This is a genomic window from Gelidibacter salicanalis, from assembly GCF_007997285.1.
Classification (GTDB): domain Bacteria; phylum Bacteroidota; class Bacteroidia; order Flavobacteriales; family Flavobacteriaceae; genus Gelidibacter; species Gelidibacter salicanalis.
This window is the reverse complement of the sequence record NZ_VORX01000012.1, coordinates 1-20,011: the sequence shown is the minus strand read 5'-3', so window position 1 is coordinate 20,011 and position 20,011 is coordinate 1. Positions and strand designations below refer to the sequence as shown.

Below are 20,011 nucleotides of genomic sequence, written 5' to 3'. Positions count from 1 at the left end.
ATTAAGAGCAATAGGTCCCGCGTTCTGAGGGATTTAATTCTAAAAATCTACAGCATAAAATTTAGCGTCTCCAATACTATTTCAGGGGTAAATTTTCTATGATTTCCGTCTTTGTCTTTCTTTCTGCAACAACATAAGCTCTCTGCTCGTCTGCCCTGCAACAGAGGTATTCTCTTCCGCTCTTCTTATCAAATAGGGCATTACGTCTTTTACGGGTCCAAAGGGCACATATTTAGCCACGTTGTAACCATTTGCGGCAAGATTAAAACTTATATGATCACTCATGCCATATAATTGGCCAAACCACACCCGATTGTCACTTTTGTCAATTTTAAGATCTTCCATCATCTCCATGGCCAAATAGCTACTTCTTTCATTGTGAGTCCCAATAAATACTGAAATGGTATCCAAATTCGTCAATATATATTCTAAGGTCTCATCAAAATTTGTATCAGTAGCTCCTTTATTGGCACAAATTGGGGATTCGTAACCCTTGTCCTGAGCTCTTTCACGTTCCTTTTCCATATAGGCACCGCGAACAATTTTAACGCCAATGGTAAAACCTTCAGCTTTTGCAATTTCATGCAAGTTTTTAAGATAGTCCAAACGGTCCCATCGGTACAATTGCAATGTATTATAAACTACTGGTATGCCGGTATTGTATTTGCGCATCATGGCCTCACATAATTCATCCGCAGCATCTTGCATCCAGCTTTCCTCACCATCCACTAAAATCTCAACATCCTTTTCCTTAGCCAATTTACATACGGTATCAAAACGGGCCACTACTCTCTCCCATTCCTCCTGCTCTTTCTCTGTGAAAGGTTTGCCTTCTCCCTTTTTTTGGTAAAGGTGAAAACGCCCAAATCCAGTGGGTTTAAAAACAGCGATGGGCATCGACTTCTTTTCATCAGCAAATTTGATGATCTTCAACGTTTTTTCCATGGCAGCATCAAAATGTGACTCTGTTTCTTTGCCTTCAACAGAAAAGTCTAGAACGGAGCTGACTTGTTTGTCAAACATACTATCAATTACCGGTAAGCAATCCTCTTCACTCACACCACCACAAAAGTGATCAAACACTGTAGCGCGAATCAGTCCTTCAACTGGAAGCTGAGCTTTTAAAGCAAAATTGGTCGCTGCCGTGCCTATTTTAACTAAAGGTTGATAAGAAATCATCTTAAATAAAAAGTAGGCGCGATTAAGCTCTGAATCACTTTTAAGACTAAAAGCGACTTTTGTATTTTCAAAAATTTTAGGTATAGCCATATGTGGAAAAATTATGCAAATTTAATTATTCATTCTTGATTAATTAATTAAAAACTGCTTATTTTCATCCTTTATTAAAAGCACTATTTTCCATGACTTCAATAACCAACGAAACTTATACGGTACACTTTAATACCAATGCCTACGATAAGCTTAATCAGTATTTAAAAACCAATAATTTTTCGAAACTATTTATCATTGTTGATAATAATACACACCACCATTGCCTGCCTTATTTTATGTCGCAATTAGAGACTGAACTGACCATTGAAATTATAGAAATTGAGGCAGGAGAAGTTAATAAAAATATCGACACCTGCGTTGGCGTATGGAATGCCCTTTCAGAATTGGGGGCGGATAGAAAAGCGCTAATCATCAATGTTGGTGGAGGCGTTGTAACTGATCTTGGCGGGTTTATAGCCTGCACCTTCAAGCGGGGCTTAAAATATATTAATGTGCCCACCTCTCTTTTGGCTATGGTAGACGCCAGTGTTGGAGGGAAAACGGGCGTTGACCTTGGTGCCTTAAAAAATCAGATAGGTGTAATTTCTTCCGGTGATATGGTCTTAGTAGATACTGGATACTTAGAAACACTCCCTAAAAACCATTTAAAAAGCGGACTGGCTGAGATGCTAAAGCACGGGCTGATTTACGATGCTTCGTATTGGAATTCATTTTTAGATCTAGACGCCTTATCCTTAACTGATTTAGACCGGTTAATTCATCAATCAGTTGATATAAAAAACACTATCGTTACGGAAGATCCATTTGAGAATGGGCTGCGGAAAACGCTCAATTTCGGACACACTTTGGGTCACGCCATAGAATCGTATTTTTTAAGTCAGACAGATAAACCTGAACTTCTCCATGGAGAAGCTATTGCCATCGGAATGATTATGGAGAGCTATATATCATCAGAATTACTAGGATTTCCAAAAACAGATTTGGACATGATTAAAAAGACATTTCTAGACCTTTTTCATAAAGTTGCAATTGACAACTCAGATCATGAAGCCATTATAGAGCTTTTAAAATACGATAAAAAGAATGAGCACGGCAATATTAACTTTGTACTTTTAGAACAGATTGGGCAACCGAAAATTGATTGTTTAGTAGATAATGAGGTCATATTAAAAGCATTTGACTATTATAAATTATAGATAGCGCGATTTGATGAGTTGCAAATGGTGATTTTCATGACCCACGATAATAAACGCGATGGCTCTTACAGAAACTGCACTATGACTCGCAATACCCAATTCCAACCAATTGCCTGCATTAAAATTTTCGAATAAGGATACAGTTGCTGCTCGCACATTGGCATACTCTGTTAGCAGACTGTCAATCGTTCTATTATTGGCCTCACTATTGGCTACATATGCATCTTGATCAAATCCTGGGAACTCTGTTTTATCTTTTCGGGCAATGCACAATGCCCTGTAGGCGAAGACGCGCTCCGTATCAATCAAATGGAGCACTATTTCCTTAATTGTCCATTTACCATATGCATATCTATAAGTCAGCTTCTCTTTATCAATAGTCCTTACAAATGTGGCCAATAGAATAGCATTGGACCGCAGTCCTTCAAGAATGGGTCCGGAATCTGATTTTTCAATATAAGGCTGGTAATACGAGTTATACTCCGTAACGTTTAAGTCAGTAACTCTCATAATTTATATTTAGTTATTGTTACAAAAATACCCTTTACTGAATGCTCAATAAAGGGTATAGCTATTATATTTAAATTACGTTTACAATTCGTTAAAGATTGAATGCATCAAACGTTTTTTGTCGTTGATACTTTCCTCTAATGAAATCATAGTTTCCGTTCTATAAATCCCTTCAATATCATCTAACATAAAGATAATGTCTTTAGCGTGAGATGTGTTTTTTGCTCTCACTTTACAAAAAATATTGAATTTGCCGGTTGTAATGTGTGCGACAGTAACAAAAGGAATTTCATTGATGCGCTCCAAAACAAACTTGGTTTGAGATGTATTATTCAGAAATACTCCCACATAGGCAATGAACGAATATCCCAATTTTTTGTAATCTAAAGTCAACGAAGAACCTTGAATGATGCCCGCTTCTTCCATTTTTTTAACTCTCACGTGAACTGTCCCTGCAGAAATCACCAATTTCTTAGCAATATCCGTAAATGGAATTCTCGTATTATCAATTAACATGTCTAAAATTTGATGATCAATTTCATCTAATTTGAACTTTCCCATTTTTAGTATATTATTAAATTTTCTACAAAAATAATAGAAATTTACTGAAGATAATACACTAAATGCTAGTTTATTTCTACATTAAGTGGGTATTTGTTGTGATCTATGTTAACGAAATCGATTTCGATACCCTCTTTTATGGCCTCATTATTTTCAGATTTCACCAATGCTCCCTTGGCATCAAACTCTTTATGACCATAAAATTGAGATAAGTCGGAAATTTTTTCAATTTTAGGTATAAATCTCACCTGATTGCCATCCAATCGCTCCTGATATTGGACTCCTATATCGCAATTCGGAAAAGTTTCATCATCACTTAACTTTGCATTTCTTATAATAACATCATAAAAAAGTTTTTCATTTCTGGGTATTGCTTCATATGCAGCAGCATGTATTCCTTGTATATCTTCTAGAGCAATATGTACAATGGCTGTCCAAAGCGAAATAAAGATTAACCTTCTAACTTCTTCCCTTTGGTAATCATTCGCATAGTGGCCGGCTTCAAATAAAATGGTAGGAACATGTAAAGTCTGAAACGTATCACCAACACAGTTCATATTGAACGCATCATCATAGGTTCCAATTTGGCCCGGAATCAATCGCTGAAGCACATCATTCATCCTAACGATGACATCCATAGCTCTACGACGGGTTTCGGTTATAGTGCAGGGCTCGTCTTGCGCCGGTGATAAAAAGGATAAGGTTGCCGACTTGTTTGTAGCGCCCGCACTAAATATGGTGCGCTGGCCGTGGAGATTAAAACAGTAATTTGGCTTAAAAGCATCAAAACAAATTCTCAGGACCTTACTTTCTGGTTGCGTTAAGGCTTGAGCATCCCTATTTAAATCGACCTGGTTGGCATTAACTCGGCTGTAAGCACGCGCGCCATCAGGATTTAGCATGGGAAGGATCCCAATTGTTACATTCTCTAAAAGTTCTCTAACAAATTTGGAGTCACGATCAGACAGCACATTAAGCAAATCGAATATTGCCTTAGTGGTTGTACTCTCATTACCGTGCATTTGAGACCACATCAAAATTTTTGTTTTTCCAGATCCTAGGGTAATAAAGTGAATGTCTTCATTTAAAACTGATTGCCCGACAACGGTGATTTCAAATTGAGAACGGTGCCTGTTCAGTAACATACTTAGGTGATCTAAATTTATATACCTCCCAGAAAGAGATGGCTCACAATAGTGATGATAAGGCAATTTCAAATGTTCTATTTTCATGTGTAAACGTTGTGATGACAAATGTAAACAATTGATTTTTTACAAATGTAAACATTCAATTAGCGATTATTTGTTTACATTATTATACAATACACACGCGATAAAAATCTTTTAAAGCATAACTATTCACAAATTTCGTAACGCTCATATTTTATAACATTAACTTTATTGTAGTCAGCTTATTACATATTATTATATAAAGTTTTAATTGATTACTATAAAACTTTAATTTTACATTCTAACACTTTATCACACCCTATTTGTTACATTTGTAAAATTAAAAATGCGCAATACTGGTTTACAATGATCAACAGTGATGATTTTTCAAAACGACTTCAGAAAGTCATTGAATACTATTCAGAAAGTGCCTCGTCATTCTCTGAAAAAATAGGGGTACAACGGTCGAGCATCTCCCATATTTTGTCTGGAAGAAATAAGCCGAGCTTAGATTTTGTATTGAAAGTGTTGGCCGCCTACCCCGAAGTTGAACTGTATTGGTTATTGAACGGGAAAGGGAAATTCCCTTCCAATTCCCCTTCAACATTAGATCAACCAGAAAAACATCTGGAAAAAAAATCTGAACATATTCCGAAAACTAAATCTGCGACTTTAGATAAAGACATTGAAAAAATTGTGATTTTTTATAAGGATGGTACGTTTAAGGATTTTATAAAGGATTAACATTAGCTCTGCAACCTAAAAGCAGTTTTCTTTTCAGTTTTAGATTTTACAATCCCAATCTTTTGCCTAGTTTTGCAGATAAACCCAATGCACATGAAATTGCTTTTCTCGTTGACGATTCTGTTACTTTTGACCAGCTGCTACACTAGAGAACGAAACTGTAAAGATTTTAGAACTGGTACTTTTGAATTTAAGTATGTTACAGATGGTGTTGAAAAAACAGGCAAGTTTGTGCGTACGGAAGATTTGAATATTGATTATTACGAGAATAAAATTGATACCGCCTCCATTCGTTGGATCAACGATTGCGAGTTTATCATGAAACATGTCAATCCGAAGAATATGAGTGAGGAAAAGGCAATACATATGAAAATTTTAACTACTTCAGAGCATTCCTATACGTTTGAATATAGTCTCGCCGTCCAACCTGGAAGCCAACAAAAACGTGTAGAACAAGGTACAGCTACAAAGATTAAATAATTCAACAAGAGATTTAAATGCCACTTATATGGTAAACATCTTCTTAAAATTAGAGTAAACTGGATTTAACCTTATCACATAATTTTATAATAAAAAATTATCTGTGTGCCAGTCATTCTATTAGTGAATCATTGGAACCTACAATGATGGCGTAGCCTGAGATCATTAATGAGGTGCTGATTTACATACCTTAATCCTATGCTATTTCAGACAAATCGAATACAGATTTGTCACTTAAAAATCTGTTTAACAGTCGTTTAGACCCACAAATGCATCTCTATAGCTAAATTGACCTTGTTTTGTCGATCTTTCTATTTTCATGTACTATCTTAACGAGCTAAAACAGTCCCACGATGTAAAATTTTCATTAAAATTTAAAATTTTGCTTTTCAATTCTGTAGAGTATCTCGTATTTTTTCCTGTTGTTTTTATCATCTATTGGTTACTAAAAGATAGATATAAACGTCAAAATATGTTGTTGCTTATTTCAAGTTATATTTTTTACGGATGGTGGGATTACAGATTTTTATCGCTCATTATATTTAGCTCCTTTTTAGATTATTTTGTCGGATTAAAAATTGAGGTCGCTCAAGGTAAAAAAAATAAGCAGCGTTGGCTCATGGTGAGTTTAATTTCTAATTTGGGCCTCCTCGGTATCTTCAAATATTATAATTTTTTTGCCAGTTCATTTGCCAATTCTATGTCTACCATTGGATGGGACGTTAATGATCTGACATTAAATATCATCCTTCCGGTGGGCATCAGTTTTTATACTTTCCAAACACTGAGTTACAGTATAGATATCTATAGAGGACGCATTAATGCGACTAAAAACATGGTGGCGTTTTTTACCTTTCTGAGTCTGTTTCCTCAGCTTGTTGCAGGGCCAATTGAACGAGCATCCAATTTAATACCTCAAATTGAGAGGAAAAGAATGCTCAACAACGCCCTAATAAAAAATGGTGTTTTTCAAATAATTATCGGTTTATTTAGGAAAGTAGCCATTGCAGATAATTTAGGGGTCTATGTTGATTCTGTATATGCTAATTATGATTTACATAATGGTTCAACCCTATTAATTGCAACCCTATTCTACGCGTTCCAAATTTACTTCGACTTTTCAGGCTATTCTGATATAGCAATTGGTAGTGCAAAGCTTTTAGGATTTAATTTTCATCGGAATTTTAATTTTCCTTATTTTTCACGTACGTTAACTGAATTTTGGAGGCGATGGCATATAACTCTTTCTTTCTGGTTGAGGGACTATTTATATATCTCGTTGGGCGGAAACAGACGTGGCATAGCAATGACGTATCGCAATCTCTTATTAACGATGCTAATTGGAGGATTATGGCATGGTAGCTCATGGAATTTTGTCATTTGGGGAGGTATTCATGGTCTGTTTTTAAGCATTGAAAAGTTCACGTTTTCAAAATTTAATATTAAAACGTTTAATGCTTTTGGGTACATATATACATTTGTTGTAGTGCTTATTGCATGGATTTTCTTCAGAGCACCAGATCTCACAGCTGCATTTACAATTTTTAGCAAAATAGTTAGTTTTGACTTCGGTGTATTATTTATTGGAAATATAAATTCTTTCGTTAATGCCATCTGTTTACTGTCATTAGGCATTATAATCGATTTAAAAATTTTCAGATCAGACATTCCACTAGAAAATTATGGTGTACAATACAATACACTAAAACTTTCCGTTTTAGTATCTATTATAATTATAATACTCTGTCTCTTTTATTCTACAACTGAAAATTTTATATACTTTCAATTTTAAGTTATGAACTCAGAAACCACTTTTAAATTTCTTAGGATTATGGCCTTAATTGTTGTGATTAGCTATGTCCTGGATAAAATTGTTTTTTATACTTTTAATAAGATCAGTGATAAGGTTATGACCGGGCAAGCCATTGGTAAGTTAAATCATTTCTTATCAAAAAAGGATAGTGTCGATTTTATGGTGTTTGGCAATTCGAGAGCCAACAGACATATTGATGTTAGAGTACTCAACTCTAATAGCTTTAATATGGGCATGGATGGCGTTGGTATTGCATATAACAGCGCACTCATAGGTACATTAAAGAATACACATAAGCAGATTGTGGTAGTCCATATTGACACTAAAAATTTCTTTGACAAAGATTATGATGGCTCAGATATTACATCGCTTAAAACAAAATATAAAAGAAATGCTTCCATAACCAAAGCTCTTGAGGAATCTGGTCAATTATCCGTTTTCCAGAAATTTTACAGAAGTATTAATTATAACGGGAATACTATTGGAATTCTAAAAAATGTTGTGAGACCGAGCTACAATTTTCGAACCTATTATGGTTATGACCCCATCACCATAAATGAATCACAAACTTTTATGAGGGATCAGGTTTTACTACGAGAAAATAGTACAGAAGACTGCGAAAACGATTACAAAATTAATGCAGTGGCTTTAAAATATTTAGAAACTATTGCTGCTTTTGCTCATAGAACACCTAATAAGACGTTCATATTCATCACCTCTCCACTTTATCATGACTCCTGTGATATTGACAATATTAAACTTGCCAGTCTTATGGATAGTTTAGACTTAACCTATTGGGATTATACTAACCTCTATAAAGACACGAAAAATAAATCTTATTGGAAAGACGCTACCCATATGACAAAAAATGGAGCCGAAGCTTTCTCTAATTACTTAAATGTGCAGTTTAAAGCAAACCATTCATTTTAAAATAATTTGCCTTGTCCATTACCTTCTAATCGATCATTCTTCGCAGAAGCATCACCATCTTCAGATGATTTATCTTCTGAAACGTCATCTTCATCAATCACTTCAATATCTTGTGCCGCCATTTCTTCGGGCGCTTCGTAAGGAAGTGGATCTAATAAATTTATTTGATTCACCTTCTCTTTTGTCAATTGGTTCCCAAGCGCTGAGATACCTTTAACACTGATAAATTCTTCCAAATTAACGTCGAGATTGTCTTTTCTATCCTTGCCACGCTCTTTCGTAAATTCTACTTCTACCATAGGTTTCCAATCCGTAGAAACAATTTCTAAATGCGATTTAGGATGATCTGAAATAAAGAGCTCCTCGCGACCTTCATGTTCAATAAAAAAACGTTTCACATAATACCGTTCCTTTTCGCCATCAAAATAAACCGCTGAAATTGGTTTCTTAGGCAGCCATTTTTCTAAAACAATCATATCATTATCAAAACGGGTCGTTAATTCTGGCAAGATGGTTTTAACGATGCCACCTTGCGTAATAACCAACAGACGGTCTTCCCCTCTAAACTCTCCTATCAATTCGCCTCTACCATCCACATTTAAACGTTGGACGGTATCATCAAACCATATTTTACGAGGTTTTAAGGTAGATACGCCTTTTTCTTTGAGTTCTATTTTTTTGATAGCATATTTTGTTACGCGGTTTCCTTTAGAGTTTCGGCCTTTAATAAGAATCTCCGCAAAATCAAGATCCCATTTCAACTTTTTAACACTGCCCACCTGTCTCAGGAAAATTGTAATTACTTCAGCCTCACCGTTAGGGTTCGATGAGAAATACCACACCGTAGACCCCTTGTTGCCGTTGGTCAAATCATAATCTTTGTCTCGTGTAACACCGGTAACCGAAAAACGCTTTACAAAGGAAGGTCCCTTGGCACCATCACGATAAACCATATTATAAATGGTACGCTTATCTTTTTTAATAAACACTTCTACATGGATGATATCCTTACCTACAAAAGTTTTGGCATCGACTTTTGTCACCATCATTTTTCCATCACGCGTAAACACGATGATGTCGTCAATATCACTACAATCGCACACATATTCATCCCGTTTAAGTGACGTACCCACAAAACCTTCCTCCCGGTTAACGTAAAGTTTTGTGTTTCTGATAATCACTTTAGTAGCGTCAACGTCATCAAACAATCGAATTTCTGTCAGGCGTTCCCGTCCTTTGCCATACTCATTTTTAAGTCGGGTAAAATAGGCGATGGCATAATCCACCAAATGGGCTAGATCGTGTTTTACTTGGGCAATCTGATCTTCTAGAGCATCAATCTTCTGTTGCGCCTTATCGATATCAAACTTAGAAATACGCTTGATCCGAATTTCGGTTAAGCGCTCTATATCTTCCGTAGTGATAGCGCGTTTTAAATGTTGAATATGGGGTTGTAAACCTGTATCAATAGCGGTAATAACGCCATCCCATGTTTCTTCCTCCTCTATGTCACGGTAAATGCGATTCTCGATAAAAATACGCTCTAGGGATGCAAAATGCCACTGTTCTTCCAGCTCATCCAATTTGATCTCTAAATTTTGCTTTAAAAGATCCACCGTATTATCGGTAGAACGACGCAACATTTCTGTGACCCCCACAAATAATGGTTTATTATCTTCAATAACACATCCCAAAGGCGAAATTGACACTTCACAATTGGTAAAAGCATACAAAGCATCGATGGTTTTATCTGGAGAGATGCCTGAAGGCAAATGCACTAAAATCTCTACAGACGACGAAGTGTTATCCTCAATTTTTTTGACTTTGATTTTACCTTTATCGTTAGCTTTTAAAATGGAATCGATCAATGATGAAGTATTGGTACTAAATGGAATTTCATTAATCACCAAAGTACTCTTATCGAGCTGCGAGATTTTTGCGCGCACTCTTACTTTCCCGCCGCGTAGTCCATCCTTATAGTCTGTGACATCAATAATTCCCGCAGTTGGGAAATCGGGGTAAATCGTGAATTTTTTTCCATTGAGATGCTTGATGGAAGCATCAATTAATTCGATAAAATTATGGGGGAGTATTTTGGTAGACAATCCCACCGCAATTCCTTCGCCACCTTGCGCCAATAATAATGGAAACATTACCGGAAGATTGACCGGTTCTTTGCGTCTCCCATCATAAGAAGCCTGCCAAGCGGTGATTTTTGGGTTAAAAACGACCTCTACGGCGAATTTGGATAGGCGTGCTTCAATATAACGTGAAGCCGCTGCGCTATCGCCGGTTAAAATATTTCCCCAGTTGCCTTGGGTGTCAATTAAAATATCTTTTTGCCCAATCTGGACCATCGCATCGGCAATACTCGCATCACCGTGAGGGTGATATTGCATCGTGTGACCAACAATGTTGGCTACTTTATTGTACCGCCCATCATCCAAATCTTTCATAGATTGCATGATACGGCGTTGCACTGGTTTAAAACCATCTTCAATGGCAGGTACGGCACGTTCAAGAATAACATAGGAAGCATAGTCTAAAAACCAATCCTTAAACATCCCGGTAACCCTAGTAATCGTTTCATTACTTTCATTTTCCTGAATATTTTCATCTTCATTATGTAGGTGATCTTCTTCCAATTTAACGGGTATTAATGGGTTGATTGAGTATTGCTTCTAACTAGTTTACTAAGAGATTGCCCAATATAACGTCGTTTCTTTTTAGAAAGCAATGTGACATTAAAAATTTCCTTTTTTACTAGCCCCTTAGAATTTTTAATATAAAGTGTCAGACTTCTATAAACACTGTAATTTTTAAATTTAAAAGCTACCAATCGGTGTTTATCAAATTCTATTTTATGTTCTCTGTAATTAAAATGATCTGACAATAACAGACCCTTATTGATTACAACCACTTTAATGCCGTCACTGTCATATTCAAAATATTTGGAGATGGCATGTACTGAAAAGAACAAGATTAAAAATCCCACAAATATAATAACAAAAGTTAGAAAAGGATTGGAAGTGAGGTGACTAAAAGCCTTAAAAACGGTAGCCAACACGATGGCAAGAACAATCAGCACAAAGTAAACTGAAACAATGATATTTTTTACGGTCGCATTATTAGTTCTCATGAACTTCTTCCACTATATCTAGTTCTACTTTTAAATTGTCAATAATAAATTCTTGTCGGTCTGGGGTGTTTTTACCCATATAAAATTCGAGAAGGGCTTCTATGGACATGTCTTTATCGAGCATGATAGGATCTAAACGAATACTTTCTCCAATAAAGTTCACAAACTCATCTGGAGATATTTCACCCAGTCCTTTAAAACGGGTAATTTCAGGCTTGGGTTTTAATTTTTCAATAGCATCACGACGCTCTTGTTCCGAATAACAATAAATGGTTTCTTTTTTATTTCTCACCCTAAATAATGGGGTCTGCAAAATATATAGATGCCCTTCTTTAATCAATTCTGGAAAGAACTGTAAAAAGAAGGTTATCAATAACAATCGGATGTGCATCCCATCAACATCAGCATCCGTGGCAATTACAATATTATTGTACCGCAAATCCTCAATAGATTCTTCAATATTTAGGGCTGCTTGCAGTAAATTAAATTCTTCGTTCTCATAAACAATTTTCTTGCTCATGCCATAAGAATTCAATGGTTTACCACGCAAACTAAACACCGCTTGCGTATTAACATCTCGCGATTTTGTGATACTTCCGGATGCCGAATCTCCCTCTGTAATAAATAAGGTGGACTCCAAATACCTGTCATTTTTAATATCTCCAAAATGGACCCGACAATCGCGCAATTTTTTATTGTGCAAATTCGATTTCTTAGCCCTGTCCTTTGCGAGCTTTCTAATTCCTGACAATTCCTTTCGCTCTCGTTCCGCCTGAAGGATTTTACGCTGAATTTTATCAGCCGTCTCAGGGTTTTTATGTAGAAAATTATCGAGATGTGTTTTTACAAAATCGTTTACAAATGTCCGTACGGTTGGCAGATCGCCACCCATATCCGTTGATCCTAACTTTGTTTTGGTCTGACTTTCAAAAACAGGCTCCATTACCTTAACGGCAACCGCGGTCACTACCGATTTTCGAACATCAGCTGCATCATAATTTTTACCGTAGAATTCCCGGATGGTTTTCACCAATGCCTCACGATACGCTGCTAAGTGGGTTCCACCTTGCGTCGTATTTTGACCATTCACAAAAGAATGATACTCTTCACTATATTGGGTTTTGCTGTGGGTTAGTGCAATTTCAATGTCTTCTGCCTTCAGATGGATGATTGGATACACCGTATCACTTTCGTTGATATTTTCTTCCAACAAATCCTTTAATCCGTGCTCACTATAGTATTTTTCGCCGTTAAAAACAATGGTCAAACCTGTGTTGAGGTACACATAGTTTTTAAGCATTTTCTCAACATATTCGTTGCGATACTTATAATTTTTAAAAATAGCCTCATCCGGAACAAACGACACCTTGGTCCCTTTTCTTCTAGAGGTGTCATCCAATAATTCTTGATTGATTAGGTTGCCTTGGGAAAATTCTGCGGAAGCGGACTTATTATCCCGCGTGGATTCTACCCGAAAAAAATGGGACAAAGCATTGACCGCTTTGGTTCCCACTCCGTTTAAACCTACCGATTTTTTAAAGGCTCTAGAATCATATTTACCTCCGGTATTCATTTTTGAAACAACGTCTACAACTTTTCCTAAAGGAATCCCCCGACCGTAATCGCGAACAATCACTTTATTGCCTTGGATGGAAACTTCAATGGTTTTGCCGGATCCCATTACATACTCATCAATGGAATTGTCTAAAACCTCTTTTAAAAGAATGTAAATCCCATCATCCGGTGAAGAGCCATCGCCCAATTTTCCAATATACATCCCAGGACGCATACGGATATGCTCTTTCCAATCGAGCGATCGTATGTTATCTTCGGTATAGTCGGTTTCTTGGGACATAAAAATGAGAAAATATTAAATAGGTTGCTAATATAGCATTTCGCTATAAAACTTTAAACCAGATTGGCCTAAAGTAATTAACAACCTGTTTAAATTAGGGTAAAATAGTGAATAGTTTATAAGCTAGACAATGCCTAGCTTTTTCGTTTAAAGGTGAAATATAAAATAGGTATAATTAGTATTGCAAGTGCAATAATAATAGAAGTAACAAATACGAATTTAAAAACGTAAAAAAGCACCACAAAGAAGATGATGGCTCCTGCAATCCATAATATAATTTTCATAGAATTTCAATTTTTATCCGTTTAAAGATAAGGATAAAAATGTTGTTATTGAAAAAATTGTTACTCCAGAAGCTATAGGATTAATTTTCGATCACTATAGAATTAGCGGTTTCGTTTATAACCATTGTATTGAAATAACAAATCAGTGCTATTAACTGATATACAACAAAATCATTACAGTTATGAGTATTTATACGTTAAACAAGAAGTGCATCACATCGCCATCTTTAACCACATAGTTTTTTCCTTCAACCCGCATTTTTCCTGCTTCTTTTACTTTTGCTTCACTGCCTAAGTCTGAAAATTCTTCAAATGCGATCACCTCGGCTCTAATAAATCCTTTTTCAAAATCAGTGTGAATAACACCGGCTGCCTGTGGCGCCGTGGCGCCAACATCAATGGTCCACGCACGGACTTCTTTAACTCCTGCCGTAAAATAGGTTTGTTGTTTTAATAATTTGTAGGCTGATCTGATCAATTTTGAAGACCCTGGCTCTTCCAGACCTATATCTTGAAGAAACATTTGACGCTCCTCATAACTATCCAATTCATTAATATCAGCTTCTGTACCCACAGCCAAAACTAAAATCTCAGCATTTTCGTCTTTTACAGCTGCTCTCACTTGTTCAACATAGGCATTGCCCGTTGCAGCGGAACCTTCATCTACATTGCACACATACATCACCGGTTTGTCCGTAATAAATTGTGCCGGATTAACAAACTCTTCATAATCTTCCTTATCAAACTCTAAAGTTCTTACAGAAACTCCCGCTTCTAATGCCGATTTTATTTTCAGTAATACCGCTTCTTCTTTTTGGGCTTCTTTATTCCCGGTTTTTGAAGCACGTTTTACTTTTTCAAGTTTTTTATCAACCGTTTCCAAATCTTTTAACTGAAGTTCCATATCAATGGTCTCCTTGTCTCTAATTGGATTCACATTACCATCTACATGTATAATATTGTCATTATCAAAACAACGTAAAACGTGTAAAATAGCATCTGTTTCTCTAATGTTAGCCAAAAACTGATTTCCCAAACCTTCACCTTTACTGGCTCCTTTAACCAAACCTGCAATGTCCACAATCTCTACGGTAGCGGGTTGTACACGTACAGGTTTTACCAAAGCTTCCAAGCGCTCTAATCGCGGATCTGGAACGTTGACGATCCCTATATTTGGTTCAATGGTACAAAACGGAAAGTTGGCACTTTGCGCTTTTGCATTAGATAAACAGTTAAAAAGGGTTGATTTCCCTACGTTTGGCAATCCTACAATTCCAGCTTTCATTGAAAAACTTATTTATAATTCCCCTAGTAACAAGGGAACATCATTAACATATATCGCGATTTTTGCGAGTGCAAATTTAATCAATTATCTGAATAATTTGCATAAAAAAACCTCAAGCTGATGCTGAGGTTTTTAACTGAATTATCACAATATTAGCCTTCAGGATGCATAAAGCGCTGTTTCGCTAATAGTTCCTCTTCCGTTTCCATATGGTTATCATCCGGCACACAACAATCTACTGGGCAAACTGCCGCACATTGTGGTTCTTCATGAAAACCTTTACATTCTGTACATTTATCCGGAACGATATAATATATTTCATCACTGATTGGTTCTTGAGACTCATCAGCATCTACTTCCTTACCATCTTGAAGGACAACTTTACCTTTTAAACTGGTTCCGTCTTTGTACCTCCAATCATCAGCACCTTCATAAATAGCAGTGTTTGGACATTCTGGTTCACAAGCACCGCAGTTAATACATTCATCTGTTATTATAATTGCCATAGCATCATCTACATTAAAAATTGTTACTATAGAAAAAGTGATGAGATTTTAGAAGTTTAAACCGATTTTGTTGATTTACAAACCCTTTTAGAAAAAGTGGGACTTAAACAAATCTCGTTCATTTCATTTTTCTAACTTTGCGAGGCAAAAATAACGCCAAAACTATTCATAACCAAATACAGAATGGATTTACAGCAAAGAATTAATGCTTTTGTAAAGTTGGGAGAGTTTATCGGACAATTCTCTACAAATGGCTTTCAAAAGAACGAGCATATTACTGCCAATGAGCTATTTTTTGAGGGCTTCCAGCATCAAATAGCATTGGCGCATCAACACAATGCGTGGTTTACGAAAGAAAATATTGCCTATGCCCTAAGCGGCTGGTCTACCTCTTTAAATAGCAATACGCTGGCGAAGTGGGTAGAACCCTACTATTTTAATGATACATCATCAAAAAAAGTGGCCATTATTATGGCCGGCAACATTCCTTTGGTAGGATTTCATGACTTCCTTTCTGTCCTAATTTCAGGTCACCATGTGATTGTAAGACAATCTTCAAATGACAAGCAACTCCTGCCCTATTTGGCTAAATATTTAGAACACGTTGCTCCAGACTTAAAAGGCCGGATTACCTTTACGGAGGATAAATTAACTGATTTTGACGCTGTAATTGCTACAGGAAGCAATAATACGGCGCGTTATTTTGAACACTATTTTAAAGGTAAACCCTCTATCATTAGAAAAAATAGAAATTCAGTAGCTGTGTTAACCGGAGAAGAAACAGAAACGGAACTCAAGGCCTTGTCCGAAGATATATTTAGATATTATGGTTTGGGTTGTCGCAATGTGTCCAAATTATTTGTACCAAAAGACTACAATTTCGACGGGTTTTTTACAGGCCTTTACGAGTGGCACCCGATTATCAATCAACATAAGTACGCCAATAATTATGATTATAACAAGGCAGTGTATTTGATGAGCGAATTTAACTTACTAGAAAATGGATTCTTGATGATTAAGGAAGACTCAAGTTTTGGATCACCTATTGCTACCATATTTTACGAATATTATAACGATTTGGAAGACCTGAAACAAAATTTAATCACCAACGCAGAACATATTCAATGTGTAGTTTCCAAGGGAGTTACAGAAAATTCTGTGGCCTTCGGACAAACCCAACATCCACAGTTATGGGACTACGCAGACAACGTAGACACCATTGCATTTTTAACAAAAATATAGTCGATAAATTATCATATTATTAACCTCTTTTCTTTACGAATTTAGCACCTTTGTAACTTTCCTAAACCAAAACTCATGAAAATACACAATTTTAGCGCTGGCCCATCAATTTTACCTCAAGAAGTCTTACAAAAAGCTTCCGAGGCTGTGGTGGAATTTAATAATATTGGACTATCCTTATTAGAAATTTCCCATAGAAGCAAACATTTTGTAGATGTGATGGAAAATGCCAGAGCGTTAGCTCTTGAGCTTTTGGGTCTGGAAGGAAAAGGCTATAAAGCTCTATTCTTACAAGGAGGCGCTAGCATGCAGTTCATTATGGTTGCCCAAAATTTATTGGAAAAACGTGCAGGATACTTAAATACAGGAACATGGAGTGACAACGCCATTCAAGAAGCTCGCATTTATGATGATATTCATGAAGTTGCCACTTCCAAAGATGCCGGCTTTAACTACATTCCCAAAGGTTATACCATTCCAGAGGATTATGATTATTTTCACTGCACCTCCAACAACACCATTTACGGCACACAAATAAAGCATTTTCCAAATTCACCCATCCCAATGGTTTGTGATATGAGTAGCGATATTTTTTCTCGCGAACTGGATTTTTCCAAGTTTGATTTGATTTATGCGGGTGCACAAAAAAATATGGGTCCTGCAGGAACTACTTTAGTGGTGGTTAAAGAGGATATTTTAGGAAAAGTATCCCGCAAAATTCCGTCCATTTTAGATTATCAAGTACAAATTGCTAAAAGCAGTATGTTTAACACACCTCCGGTATTCGCAGTCTATACTTCCATGCTGACTTTAGAATGGATGAAAAATCTTGGTGGCGTTAAGGCGATGGAAAAAGCCAATGAAATGAAATCACGGGTTATTTATTCAGAAATAGATCTTAATCCTTTGTTTAAAGGCTATGCGGTTAAGGAAGATCGCTCAATGATGAATGCGACCTTTACACTGACCAACGACGACCTGAAAGAAACTTTTGACACCATGTTAAAAGATGCCGGTATTAGCGGACTAAGCGGTCACAGAAGCGTTGGTGGCTACCGCGCTTCAATGTATAATGCCCTATCCTTAGATAGCGTTAAAGCTTTGGTAGAAGTGATGAGCGAATTGGAAACTAAAGCATAGCAAACTCTCCATATTAATTAACAAAATTAATCCCCTCTATTAGCACGTCTATATTTGGGAAAAAAATATAAGTATTCATGAAAGTATTAGCAAACGACGGAATTTCACAAAGCGGAATTGATGCATTAGTAGAAGCGGGATTTGAGGTAAATACCACAACTGTAGCGCAGGAACAACTTAGCAATTACATCAATCAGAAAGCGATTGATGTGCTGCTGGTCAGAAGCGCAACCACGGTAAGACAAGAACTTATTGATAGTTGTCCTAATCTTAAAATCATCGGGCGTGGTGGTGTTGGCATGGATAATATTGATGTGGATTATGCACGCAGTAAAGGCTTACATGTGATTAATACTCCAGCCGCATCCTCCCAATCAGTTGCTGAATTGGTGTTTGCGCATTTATTTGGTGGGGTTCGTTTTTTACACGATGCTAACCGTAATATGCCCCTTGATGGTGATTCAAAGTTCAATAGTCTTAAGAAAAACTATGCCAAAGGTTCAGAATTACGAGGTAAGACTTTGGGTATTATAGGATTTGGTCGTATTGGTCGTGAGGTTGCCAAAATTGCTCTTGGTGTAGGAATGCGTGTAATTGCAAGTGATAAATTTGTAGGCAAAGCCACTATTAAGGTAGAGTTTTATAATGGCCAGTTTATTAATGTGGAAATTGAGACTCAGCCTATGAAGGACATTTTAAAGCAATCAGACTTTATCACTTTGCATGTGCCTGCCCAGGACGGTTATGTCATAGGTGAAAAACAATTTGAATTGATGAAACCGGGTGTAGGTATCGTCAATGCGGCGAGAGGTGGTGTAATTGATGAAGTTGCACTTGTGCAAGCTATCGAAAGCGGCATAGTTGCCTTTGCAGGATTGGATACTTTTGAAAGTGAACCAACTCCAGCGGTTCAGGTACTGATGAATGGCAGCATATCGTTAACACCACATATTGGAGCGGCAACTAATGAAGCGCAAGATAGAATAGGTACTGAATTAGCATCTCAAATCATCAGCATATTAAAAACTGAAAAAGTTTAAAGATATTAACAATGAGAGCACAAAGCATGCTCACAGTCTCCAAATTGTGAGCATTTATTGTATTTTTAAAGTGTATAATATTAAATCAAATAGCTATGTCTGGAATTATGGATATTTTAAATAGTGAAATGGGGAGATCCATTGTCAGCGGAGTTGCTGATCAAACCAAGCAACCTAAAAATAAAACCCAAGATGTTTTAATGATGGCCATGCCTGTCCTCATGGCAGCTATGAAACGGAATGCCTCTTCTCCAGAAGGCGCTGAAGGCCTATTAAATGCAATTAACAGCAAGCACGACGGGAGTATATTGAGTAATTTAGGAAGCTTGTTTGGTGGCGGTGTAGATGATAATGTGATGCAAGATGGCAGTAAGATACTTGACCATGTATTGGGCAGTAAGCAGCGTAATGTAGAAAATGCAATTAGTGTCAAATCAGGTGTTGATGCTGGAACGGTAGCTCAAATCTTAAAAGTTGCTGCCCCCATTTTGATGGGCATGTTAGGCAACCAGGCGAAACAACAAAATGTAAACAGTCCGGGTGGCCTAGAAGGTATGTTAGGCGGACTTCTGCAAGGAAATTCAACCCAAGGTCGTGGCGATCAGAGTTTTTTAGAATCTATTCTTGACGCTGATGGCGACGGTAGCATTATGGATGATATTGCAGGAATGGCTATGGGCGGCGATAAAAAAGACGGCGGTATTGGAGGTCTTCTTGGAGGATTGTTCGGTGGTAAAAAATAATCAAATCCGTTTTTTAATTCTGAGTAACGTTTTGATTTTACCTTGTAATTACTGGCTTTCAAGCAGGTTGTATTTTACTCATTCTGGCATCTAAATTAGCGATTTGTTTTTGAAGTTCGAGGACCTTTCTCTTTCTTTTCT

The 20,011-nt window shown here is 36.7% G+C and carries 18 protein-coding genes; 9 read left to right on the top strand and 9 right to left on the bottom strand.

Annotated elements, in window-relative coordinates:
- Positions 1–96: 96 nt before the first annotated feature.
- A complete protein-coding gene (locus tag ES711_RS15920; RefSeq protein ID WP_146894317.1) occupies positions 97–1,263 on the bottom strand; it encodes a proline dehydrogenase family protein in 1,167 nt (388 codons plus the stop codon).
- Positions 1,264–1,361: 98 nt separating this feature from the next.
- On the opposite strand from ES711_RS15920, the gene aroB reads away from it, so the two are divergent.
- On the top strand, positions 1,362–2,429 hold the full coding sequence (gene aroB, locus ES711_RS15915; RefSeq protein WP_146894301.1) for a 3-dehydroquinate synthase: 1,068 nt from the start codon (positions 1,362–1,364) through the stop codon (positions 2,427–2,429).
- On the opposite strand, the gene ES711_RS15910 is transcribed toward aroB, so the two are convergent.
- From ES711_RS15910 to ES711_RS15900, 3 genes are all read right to left on the bottom strand, one after another.
- Positions 2,424–2,939 (bottom strand): DinB family protein, encoded by a 516-nt coding sequence (locus tag ES711_RS15910; protein ID WP_146894300.1) that lies wholly within the window; start codon positions 2,937–2,939, stop codon positions 2,424–2,426. The two genes, aroB and ES711_RS15910, sit on opposite strands and share 6 nt — an antisense overlap.
- Positions 2,940–3,020: 81 nt before the next feature.
- The gene (locus ES711_RS15905; RefSeq protein WP_027126983.1) at positions 3,021–3,500 is read right to left on the bottom strand and encodes an Lrp/AsnC family transcriptional regulator; all 480 of its coding nucleotides are present in this window, start codon (positions 3,498–3,500) and stop codon (positions 3,021–3,023) included.
- Between the two features lie 65 nt (positions 3,501–3,565).
- Positions 3,566–4,645 carry a M14 family zinc carboxypeptidase gene (locus tag ES711_RS15900; protein WP_246139227.1) on the bottom strand — a complete coding sequence of 360 codons (1,080 nt, stop codon included), beginning with the start codon at positions 4,643–4,645 and terminating at the stop codon, positions 3,566–3,568.
- 390 nt (positions 4,646–5,035) lie between these two features.
- Here ES711_RS15900 and ES711_RS15895 point away from each other — a divergent pair, with 390 nt between their 5' ends.
- From ES711_RS15895 to ES711_RS15880, 4 genes are all read left to right on the top strand, one after another.
- Positions 5,036–5,413 (top strand): helix-turn-helix domain-containing protein, encoded by a 378-nt coding sequence (locus tag ES711_RS15895; RefSeq protein ID WP_146894298.1) that lies wholly within the window; start codon positions 5,036–5,038, stop codon positions 5,411–5,413.
- A gap of 93 nt (positions 5,414–5,506) precedes the next feature.
- Complete coding sequence (locus ES711_RS15890) at positions 5,507–5,893, top strand: hypothetical protein (protein WP_146894297.1); 387 nt, start codon at positions 5,507–5,509, stop codon at positions 5,891–5,893.
- A 382-nt stretch (positions 5,894–6,275) separates the two neighbouring features.
- A complete protein-coding gene (locus ES711_RS15885) occupies positions 6,276–7,685 on the top strand; it encodes an MBOAT family O-acyltransferase (protein ID WP_146894296.1) in 1,410 nt (469 codons plus the stop codon).
- A 3-nt stretch (positions 7,686–7,688) separates the two neighbouring features.
- A complete protein-coding gene (locus ES711_RS15880) occupies positions 7,689–8,636 on the top strand; it encodes a hypothetical protein (protein WP_146894295.1) in 948 nt (315 codons plus the stop codon).
- Here ES711_RS15880 and ES711_RS15875 read toward each other — a convergent pair.
- From ES711_RS15875 to ES711_RS15855, 5 genes are all read right to left on the bottom strand, one after another.
- Positions 8,633–11,281 (bottom strand): DNA gyrase/topoisomerase IV subunit A, encoded by a 2,649-nt coding sequence (locus tag ES711_RS15875; RefSeq protein WP_146894294.1) that lies wholly within the window; start codon positions 11,279–11,281, stop codon positions 8,633–8,635. The genes ES711_RS15880 and ES711_RS15875 overlap by 4 nt on opposite strands.
- Positions 11,282–11,292: 11 nt before the next feature.
- Positions 11,293–11,775 carry a hypothetical protein gene (locus ES711_RS15870; RefSeq protein ID WP_146894293.1) on the bottom strand — a complete coding sequence of 161 codons (483 nt, stop codon included), beginning with the start codon at positions 11,773–11,775 and terminating at the stop codon, positions 11,293–11,295.
- Positions 11,765–13,630, bottom strand: coding sequence for a DNA topoisomerase IV subunit B (locus tag ES711_RS15865; RefSeq protein WP_146894292.1), 1,866 nt, complete (start codon positions 13,628–13,630; stop codon positions 11,765–11,767). The genes ES711_RS15870 and ES711_RS15865 overlap by 11 nt, the downstream gene beginning before the upstream one ends.
- A 474-nt stretch (positions 13,631–14,104) precedes the next feature.
- Positions 14,105–15,199, bottom strand: a complete 1,095-nt coding sequence (gene ychF, locus ES711_RS15860; protein ID WP_146894291.1) for a redox-regulated ATPase YchF — start codon at positions 15,197–15,199, stop codon at positions 14,105–14,107.
- Between the two features lie 152 nt (positions 15,200–15,351).
- Positions 15,352–15,705, bottom strand: coding sequence for a 4Fe-4S dicluster domain-containing protein (locus ES711_RS15855; protein ID WP_146894290.1), 354 nt, complete (start codon positions 15,703–15,705; stop codon positions 15,352–15,354).
- A gap of 183 nt (positions 15,706–15,888) precedes the next feature.
- Between ES711_RS15855 and ES711_RS15850 the strand changes: the two genes are divergently transcribed.
- From ES711_RS15850 to ES711_RS15835, 4 genes are all read left to right on the top strand, one after another.
- Positions 15,889–16,947: an acyl-CoA reductase gene (locus tag ES711_RS15850; RefSeq protein ID WP_146894289.1), complete on the top strand. Its 1,059-nt coding sequence runs from the start codon at positions 15,889–15,891 to the stop codon at positions 16,945–16,947.
- Positions 16,948–17,022: 75 nt separating this feature from the next.
- Entirely contained in the window at positions 17,023–18,087 is a 1,065-nt protein-coding gene (gene serC / locus ES711_RS15845; protein ID WP_146894288.1) for a 3-phosphoserine/phosphohydroxythreonine transaminase, read from the top strand.
- A gap of 77 nt (positions 18,088–18,164) precedes the next feature.
- Positions 18,165–19,127, top strand: coding sequence for a D-2-hydroxyacid dehydrogenase (locus ES711_RS15840; RefSeq protein ID WP_146894287.1), 963 nt, complete (start codon positions 18,165–18,167; stop codon positions 19,125–19,127).
- A gap of 95 nt (positions 19,128–19,222) precedes the next feature.
- Positions 19,223–19,870: a DUF937 domain-containing protein gene (locus tag ES711_RS15835; protein WP_146894286.1), complete on the top strand. Its 648-nt coding sequence runs from the start codon at positions 19,223–19,225 to the stop codon at positions 19,868–19,870.
- Positions 19,871–20,011: the final 141 nt, after the last annotated feature.